This is a genomic window from Ralstonia sp. TCR112 (assembly GCF_007997035.1).
Lineage (GTDB): Bacteria > Pseudomonadota > Gammaproteobacteria > Burkholderiales > Burkholderiaceae > Ralstonia > Ralstonia edaphi.
Genome location: NZ_VOSS01000104.1, coordinates 23,069 through 30,196, shown reverse-complemented (window position 1 = coordinate 30,196; position 7,128 = coordinate 23,069). Strand labels below are relative to the sequence as shown.

Genomic DNA, 7,128 nt, shown 5'->3' with positions numbered 1-7,128 from the left:
GGGCGGCACCAGCGGCACCGCCGCGCTGAACGTGGCCTACGAAGGACACGGCCGCATCGTGGTGAGCGGCACGGCCGATCGCGCCCAGGCATGGCAGCGCATCCGCAACTACGCGCGCGACGCCAAGCCCGCCGTCGAAGTGGTCGACCGCGTGGCGTGGGATGGCCCGCCGCCGCCGAACATCGCGGCCGAAACGCCGCGCGCCGACGGCCTGCCCGCCATCGTCAGCACGTACGAAGACGAAGACGGCACGCGGTTTGTGCAGACGCGCGACGGCCAGTTGTATTTCGAGGGCGCCCGGCTCAAGGGCGGCCTCCAGGTGAAGAGCATCGCTTCAGATGGTGTGGTGCTCGACCGCGGCGGGCAATCGGTCACATGGCCGGTGCAGCCGCAAACACCGTAGCGCAGCGGGTTCCCCTTTCCCGCGTGCGGGGTGTGTCGTACGGAGGGGCCGGCAGATGCGATGTCGGCTTCCACCGCAAGCAGTTGACAGTGAAGTTGGTAGTCCTTTTTCACCCTTTTGACTGACATCCAGGAGAGCACCATGGGTACACCCACCACCGGCGTCGACGGCGCCATCGGCAGCATCAACCAGTCCGGCGAAGACCAGCTGAAGATCGCCACGGCAGTGCAGGCTGCCGCAGCCAAGGGCGCCGCCGCCAGCGGCATCATCGGCGCGGCCCAATCGCTGAGCAACACGGCAGCCTCGGCCGCCGGTGCCGTCCGCGACGGCGCGCGAGCTAGCTGACGCGCAACCCCAGCGGCGGCGGGCGCGGCCTGCCGCCGCTTCATCGAATTCAGGAGGGCACGATGTCGATCGAAGCAAACGCGATTGCGGCCGTTGCCGCGACTCAGGCCGCACAGGTGCAAGCCGGCGGTGCTGCCGGCGCCAGCCAGGCCGCACAGGTGAACCCCGCCGCGTATGCGGCCCAAGGGCCGGGGCAGGTCGAACAGGGCATCGGCGCTCCAGCAACGCAGGCTGCAATGCCCACCGACGCGCAGCAGTTCGGCAGCATGATGCGCCCCGTTGCGACCACCGCGGCGCAGCCGGCGACGCTACCGCCGCAGCCGATTCCGATGGCCGCCAACGCAACGCCATCGCCGGTGCCGGATGTGTCGTTCTCATTCACGCGGGGGCCCGGCGCCGACGGTGCGATGGGCCAGTGGCGCGACTACGGCCACGACCTCAACGAGCGCTACACCAGCATCAACAGCAAGCGGCAAGAGATGCTCGATTCGCTCGACAGCATGGACGTGACCATGACGATGGTGAAGCTGGCCGACTTCAGCTACTTCGCCTCGATGACGCTGGCCGAGTACCAGATGGACATGAGCTTTGCGCAGGCCGCCAACGGCGTAAGCCACTCGCTACTGAAGAACCAGGAAGGCTGACATGAACCGATTGCTGGGTGTGCTGATGGCGCTTGCCTGCCTCTTCGGCCTGGCCGGGTGCGAGCAGGAGCTGTACACCGGCCTGTCGGAGGTCGAGGTCAACGAGATGGTGGCCGCGCTGTCCTCAGCCGGCATCAGCGGCCAGAAGCTCGTGCAGGACGGCCAGGGGCAGGAGGGCCGCACCTGGACGCTCACCGTCGACCAGGCCGACATGGGCCCTCGCTGGCGGTGCTGCGTGCGCAGGGCTTGCCGCGCCCGCGCCTCGCGTCGCTCGGCCAGGTGTTCCAGAAGCAGGGGCTGGTGGCCACGCCGGCCGAAGAGCGCGTGCGCTACATCTACGGCGTATCGCAGGAGCTGTCGCGCACGCTGCTGGATGTGGACGGCGTGATGCTCGCGCACGTGCACGTCGTCATTCCCGAGAACGACCCGCTGGCCGACAAGGCCAAGCCTGCGTCGGCAGCCGTGTACATCCGCTACCGGCCCGGCGTGAACCTCACCGCCATGGCGCCGATGGTGAAAGACCTCGTCGCGCACAGCATCGAGGGGCTGAGCTACGACAACGTATCGCTGTTCCTGCAGGGCGCCCAGCCCGTGCCGGTGGATGTGCGCAAAGGCGCGGCATTGCTCGGCACCTTCAGCACGCGCAATCCGCTGGTGTGGTTGCTGGGCCTGCTGATCGTCGCGGCGCTGGTGGTGACGGGTCTCGTGGCATGGCGGCGGGGCATGTTCGACAACCTCGCCGGACGCAGGCCGGAACGCGCGTCATGACCATCGATGCGCGCCTCGCGGGGCTGGTCGCCACGTTCAACTTGCGGCCGGATCGCTATATCGACGCATCGTGGCTGCCGGCGGACTGGCCGCTCGCGCTGCGCGACCCCGCCCGTTACGGCGAGGCCGGTCGCGCCGTGCTGGCGCGAGCGCTGTTGCAGGTGCATCAGTTGCAAGGGCAATGGGACTACGACTTTGCTGCCGTGGAAAAGCGCATCGCCCTGTTGCCCGCCGACGCGCTCGAACGCATGGCCGTGTGCTGTGGCCTGTGCCTGCACCGCCAATGGCTGCGCGAGGGCGAGGTCCCGCGCAAGACGCGGCAGGCCATCGATCTGGCGCTGGGCGCACCGCTGGTGGCTTTTGCGCTGGAACGCATGCCGGCCTTCGAGGCCGTCGCCGAGACCCTGCATGCGCAGCGTCAGTACCCGCGCCTGGCGGTGGAAACGCTGCGTGCCCGCGGGCGCCGGCTGTTGACCGATTTCCTGGTGCCCTTCGGCCCGGCTGTCATCCGCCGGCTGGCGTTGAAGTTTCCCCGCAACGCCGCCGATGCCGATCGGCCGCCGTATTTGCTGGGCCGCACGCAACGCGCAGAACTGGGCGAGCTGCTGCGGCTGAGCTTGATTCCTGAACAGGTGCCGGCATGGGACTGGCTTTTCTGATTACCACCGACAAGCTGCACATTCTGAGCGAGCGCAAGGTGCTCAAGCAGCACGAGTACGCCGCGCTGCTCGATGCCACAAGCATCCTCGGCACTGCCCAGGAGGAGCGGGAGCGCCTGCTCAAGGATGCCGAGGCCCATCGTGAGCAACAGCTCAAGGCCGGCTACGACGCCGGCTATGAAAAGGGCGAACGCGAAGCCGCCACGCGCCTGTACGCCGATGCGCTGGCCAACGCGCGCGCCCTGGCCGCCATGAAGCAGTTGATGGCGGAACTCGTCACGCGCACGGTGCGCGAGCTGGCGGCCGACCTGCCGCGCGACGCCATCTATGCCAAGGCCTTTTCCCGCATCGAAACGCTGGTCGAGCACGAGCCTGTGCTGACAGTTCGCATCGCCCCGCAGCAGGTGGCCGATCTTGAGCGTGTGCTCGGCACCATGACCGACGGTACCCGCCGCGTGCGCGTGGTGCCCGATGCCAGTCTGTCGGAAGAGGCATTGGTGGTGGAAACCACATCGGGCGTGGTCGAGGCCGGCATCGACACGCAACTGGCTGCGCTGCACGCCGCGCTGGTGGGGGACGAAGCATGACCGAACCGGCCGTGAGCCACATCATCGACGCGGGCGATCTGGAACGCAGCCTGCGCGGCGTGCTGGATCGCGCCGACGGCGTGCCTGCGGGCGTGCAGATGCGCGGGCGCATTCACCGCGCGGTGGGGCTCATGCTCAATGCATCCGGCATCCAGGCGCGGCTGGGCGAGGTGTGCGAATTGCGTACGCCCGGCGAGCGCAGTGTCTATGCGGAAGTCGTCGGCTTCGAGCGGCAATCAACCTTGCTGACGCCGCTTGGGAGCGTGCATGGCTTGTCGGCCGCCACGGAGGTGATCCCGTCCGGCAGCGCACATCGCTTTGGCGTGGGCGATGCGCTGCTTGGCCGCGTGCTCGATGGGCTGGGCGCGCCCATGGATGACGCCGGGCCGCTCTTCACCAACGAACGTGTTTCCACGCACGCAGAGCCGCCGAGCCCGCTGTCACGCCGCCGCATCGACGCACCGCTTTCCACCGGCGTGCGCGCCATCGACGCCATGTTGACGGTGGGCATTGGCCAGCGCCTGGGCATCTTCGCGCCGTCGGGCGTGGGCAAGAGCACGCTGCTCGGCATGATTGCGCGCGGCGCGCAGAGCGACGTCAACGTGATCGCGCTGATCGGGGAACGCGGGCGGGAGGTGCGCGAATTCCTGGAGCTGTGCCTGCCCGAGGCGACGCGGCGCAAGACGGTGCTGGTGGTCTCCACCTCTGACCGCCCGGCCATGGAGCGCGTGAAGTGCGCGCTGGTGGCCACCGCCGTGGCCGAATACTTCCGCGACCGGGGCAAGAACGTGCTGCTGCTGGTCGATTCGCTCACGCGATTTGCGCGCGCGCAGCGCGAGGTGGGCCTGGCGAGCGGCGAGCCGCCCACGCGGCGCAGTTTTCCGCCGTCGACGTTCTCGGTGTTGCCGCAATTGCTGGAGCGCGCGGGCGCCGGTGCGCATGGCGTCATCACGGCCTTCTACACCGTGCTGGTGGAAGGCGACGAAGAGAGCGACCCGATTGCCGAAGAAGTGCGTTCCATCGTCGACGGGCACATCGTGCTCTCGCGCAAGCAGGCGCTGGCGGGGCGCTATCCGGCCATCGACCTGCTGGCCAGTATCAGCCGCGTGATGCCGCAGGTGACCACGCCCGCGCACCGCGCCGCCGCCCAGCGCGTGCGCGAGCTGCTGGCCAAATACCAGGAGATCGAATTGCTCGTGCAGATCGGCGAATACCGCGAGGGCAGCGACGCCCTGGGCGATACCGCATTGCGCGCGCATGCCGCGCTGTCACGCTTCTTTGAGCAGGACGCCGATGCGCATGTGAAGCTGGAGCGCACGGTGGCCGACCTTGAAGCCGTGGTGGGGGCGCTATGAGCGACGTACTCCGTCAACTCGCCCGCGTGCGTGAGGCGCGCAAGCTCGGCGCCGTGGCGCGGGCTCAGAAGCAGGCTGCCTTGGTGGCGCAGGCTGCCGCACAGAACGCGGCGGCACAGCAGGGGCTGCAGCAGACGGTATCGGCCCGTTCCGCACACGACGCCGCCATCGCGCAAGCCGTGCGCGAAGATGCGCGCAGTGCCGTCGCGCTGCTATGCGGGGCCAATGCTGCGCGGCTGGCGCTGGATCGCGCCATTGCTGAAGCGCATGTCGAATCGCAGCAGACCGGCACGGCGCTGGCAGCCGAGCAGATGGCGCAGGCACGCGCGCAGCGGCATGTCGCGCGTGCCAACGCCAAATGCGAAGCGGTCGACCGCGCCGAACAGCGCATGGTGGCCGCGCGGCGCCGCGCGACGGAATGGCAGGAAGAAGACGCCGCGCTCGAAGCCCAGCTCGCGCGCCAGTTTGCCGGCCAGAAAACCACCGCCTGAGCCGATGCAAGGGTTCGATCCGCACTCCATGGAAGGCCTGTTCCGGCAGGCGCTGCTGGTGATGCCGCGTCTGCTGCCCATCATGTTCATCGTGCCCGTGTTCAGCGGGCGCGTGGTGACGGGCATGGTGCGCAGCGGGTTCATCGCCATCCTGGCGGTGTTCGTGGCGCCATCCATGGAGGGCGCGGCGATGAACGTGCAGGGCGGCGGCCTGTGGATGGCGCTGGCGCTCAAGGAGGCGCTGATCGGCGTGCTGCTGGGCATGGCCTTTGGTGCGCTGCTCTGGGCCATCGAGAACATCGGCCACCTCATCGATTTTCAGACCGGCTCCGGCAACGCCTCCTTCTTCGACCCCGTAGCGGGGCACGCGAGCGGGCCGACCGCGAGCTTTCTCGGCTTCATGGCCGTCACGTTGTTCGTCACGGGCGGCGGCCTGCACGTGATGCTCGGCGCGTTCTTCGAGTCGTACAAGCTCTGGCCGATCGAACGCATGCTGCCCAGCGCGTCGGTTGCGCTGGAGCAGTTTGCCGTGCACGAGGCTGATAGCGTGCTCGGCTGGACGCTCAAGCTGGCCGCACCGGTGATCATCGTGCTGGTGGTGGCGGAGCTGGGCATCGGGCTGATCAACCGCTCGGTGCCGCAGTTGAACGTGTTCCTGTTTGCCCAGCCGGTGAAGAGCCTGCTGGCCGTGCTGATGATGGTGCTGTTCCTCGGCTTTGTCTTCGAATCGATGCGCACCTTCCTGGCCGGCAATGGCGAGATGGTCTGGCTGTTGCGCGCGCTGCTGCACAGCCCCGGCGCATGAGCGAGAAACAGCACAAGCCAACACAGCGCCGGCTGGAAGATGCGCGGCGCGAAGGGGAGGTCGTCCGCAGCACGGACGTGACGAGCGCGCTCGTCTTTATCGGAATACTCGTGCTGTTGTGGCAAGGCGGTCCGTGGTTGCTCGAACGCCTGCGTGGCCTGCTCATACAGAACGTGACCGCCGTGGCGCAGGCGCGCGACCCCACCGCGGCGGTCCGACAGGCATTGGTATCGGCAGGCGCGGAGTGGCTCCTGTTGAGCGCAGCCGTACTGGTGCTCGTGACCCTGCTGGCGGCGCTGGGGGCGTTTGCCCAGGTGGGCGGCATGTTCGCGCCCAAACGCCTGACGCCGAAAATGTCGCGGCTCAATCCAGGCGAGGGCATCCAGCGCATGTTCTCCGTGCGCAACCTGATCGGCCTGGCCATCATGCTGTTCAAGGTGGCCTGCCTGGCGCTGACGCTGTTCGTGGTGATTCGCAGTTCGCTGGCGTTGCCGCTGCAGGCGGGTTACGGGCGGCCTGCAGCGATCCTGGCCGTCGTCGCGCATCTGATACTGCTGCTGTTCGGCTGGGCCGCGGTGGTGTATGTGCTGATGGCCGCGCTGGACTACTGGCACGTCCGCTTCGAATTCTTCAAGAAGAACCGCATGTCGACCGAAGAGCTGCGCCGCGAGCACCGCGAACTGCAGGGCGATCCGCACATCGTGGGGCGCCGCCGCCAGCTTGCATTGGAAGTGCAATACAGCGCGCTGGAAGATCGCATGCGCATTGCCACCGCCATCGTGTTCAGCGCGCGACATGCCGTGGCGTTGTATTACCCCGGCGACGGCACGCTGCCGATGGTGATCGCCAAGGGCAGCGGCGAGGCTGTCCAGCGCATCCGGCAGATGGCCGAATACCACCTCGTGCCGACCGCCGCCAACGCAGGCCTGGCGGAGCGCCTGCACGACACCGTGCCGATGGATACCACCATCGACCGCACGCTGTTCCGCGATGTGGCCGCGCTGCTGCGCTGGGCCGAAGGCGCAGACGCGGTGGGCAACCCGTACGTGTCGTCTACCTCCTGAACGCGCA

The 7,128-nt window shown here is 68.1% G+C and carries 8 protein-coding genes and 2 pseudogenes; all 10 read left to right on the top strand.

All coding sequences use genetic code 11. The features are described 5' to 3' along the window. Positions 1-403, top strand: a pseudogene (locus FUT88_RS26300) (EscD/YscD/HrpQ family type III secretion system inner membrane ring protein); the annotation flags it as partial. A 141-nt stretch (positions 404-544) separates the two neighbouring features. Beyond that, positions 545-748, top strand: coding sequence for a hypothetical protein (locus FUT88_RS22335; RefSeq protein ID WP_147218483.1), 204 nt, complete (start codon positions 545-547; stop codon positions 746-748). 62 nt (positions 749-810) lie between these two features. After that, complete coding sequence (locus FUT88_RS22330; protein WP_147218481.1) at positions 811-1,392, top strand: hypothetical protein; 582 nt, start codon at positions 811-813, stop codon at positions 1,390-1,392. 1 nt (position 1,393) lies between these two features. Beyond that, positions 1,394-2,160: pseudogene (gene sctJ, locus FUT88_RS27220) on the top strand (type III secretion system inner membrane ring lipoprotein SctJ). Continuing rightward, complete coding sequence (locus FUT88_RS22320) at positions 2,157-2,819, top strand: SctK family type III secretion system sorting platform protein (RefSeq protein WP_186829364.1); 663 nt, start codon at positions 2,157-2,159, stop codon at positions 2,817-2,819. Before sctJ ends, FUT88_RS22320 begins: the two are co-directional and overlap by 4 nt. Continuing rightward, positions 2,801-3,406: a type III secretion system stator protein SctL gene (gene sctL, locus FUT88_RS22315; RefSeq protein ID WP_147218474.1), complete on the top strand. Its 606-nt coding sequence runs from the start codon at positions 2,801-2,803 to the stop codon at positions 3,404-3,406. Before FUT88_RS22320 ends, sctL begins: the two co-directional genes overlap by 19 nt. Continuing rightward, a complete protein-coding gene (locus tag FUT88_RS22310) occupies positions 3,403-4,761 on the top strand; it encodes a FliI/YscN family ATPase (protein WP_147218472.1) in 1,359 nt (452 codons plus the stop codon). The genes sctL and FUT88_RS22310 overlap by 4 nt, the downstream gene beginning before the upstream one ends. Further along, positions 4,758-5,252 carry a hypothetical protein gene (locus FUT88_RS22305; RefSeq protein WP_147218471.1) on the top strand — a complete coding sequence of 165 codons (495 nt, stop codon included), beginning with the start codon at positions 4,758-4,760 and terminating at the stop codon, positions 5,250-5,252. Before FUT88_RS22310 ends, FUT88_RS22305 begins: the two co-directional genes overlap by 4 nt. A 4-nt stretch (positions 5,253-5,256) precedes the next feature. Then, positions 5,257-6,057, top strand: coding sequence for a type III secretion system export apparatus subunit SctT (gene sctT, locus FUT88_RS22300; RefSeq protein ID WP_147218469.1), 801 nt, complete (start codon positions 5,257-5,259; stop codon positions 6,055-6,057). After that, on the top strand, positions 6,054-7,121 hold the full coding sequence (locus tag FUT88_RS22295) for a flagellar biosynthesis protein FlhB (RefSeq protein ID WP_147218467.1): 1,068 nt from the start codon (positions 6,054-6,056) through the stop codon (positions 7,119-7,121). The genes sctT and FUT88_RS22295 overlap by 4 nt, the downstream gene beginning before the upstream one ends. Positions 7,122-7,128: the final 7 nt, after the last annotated feature.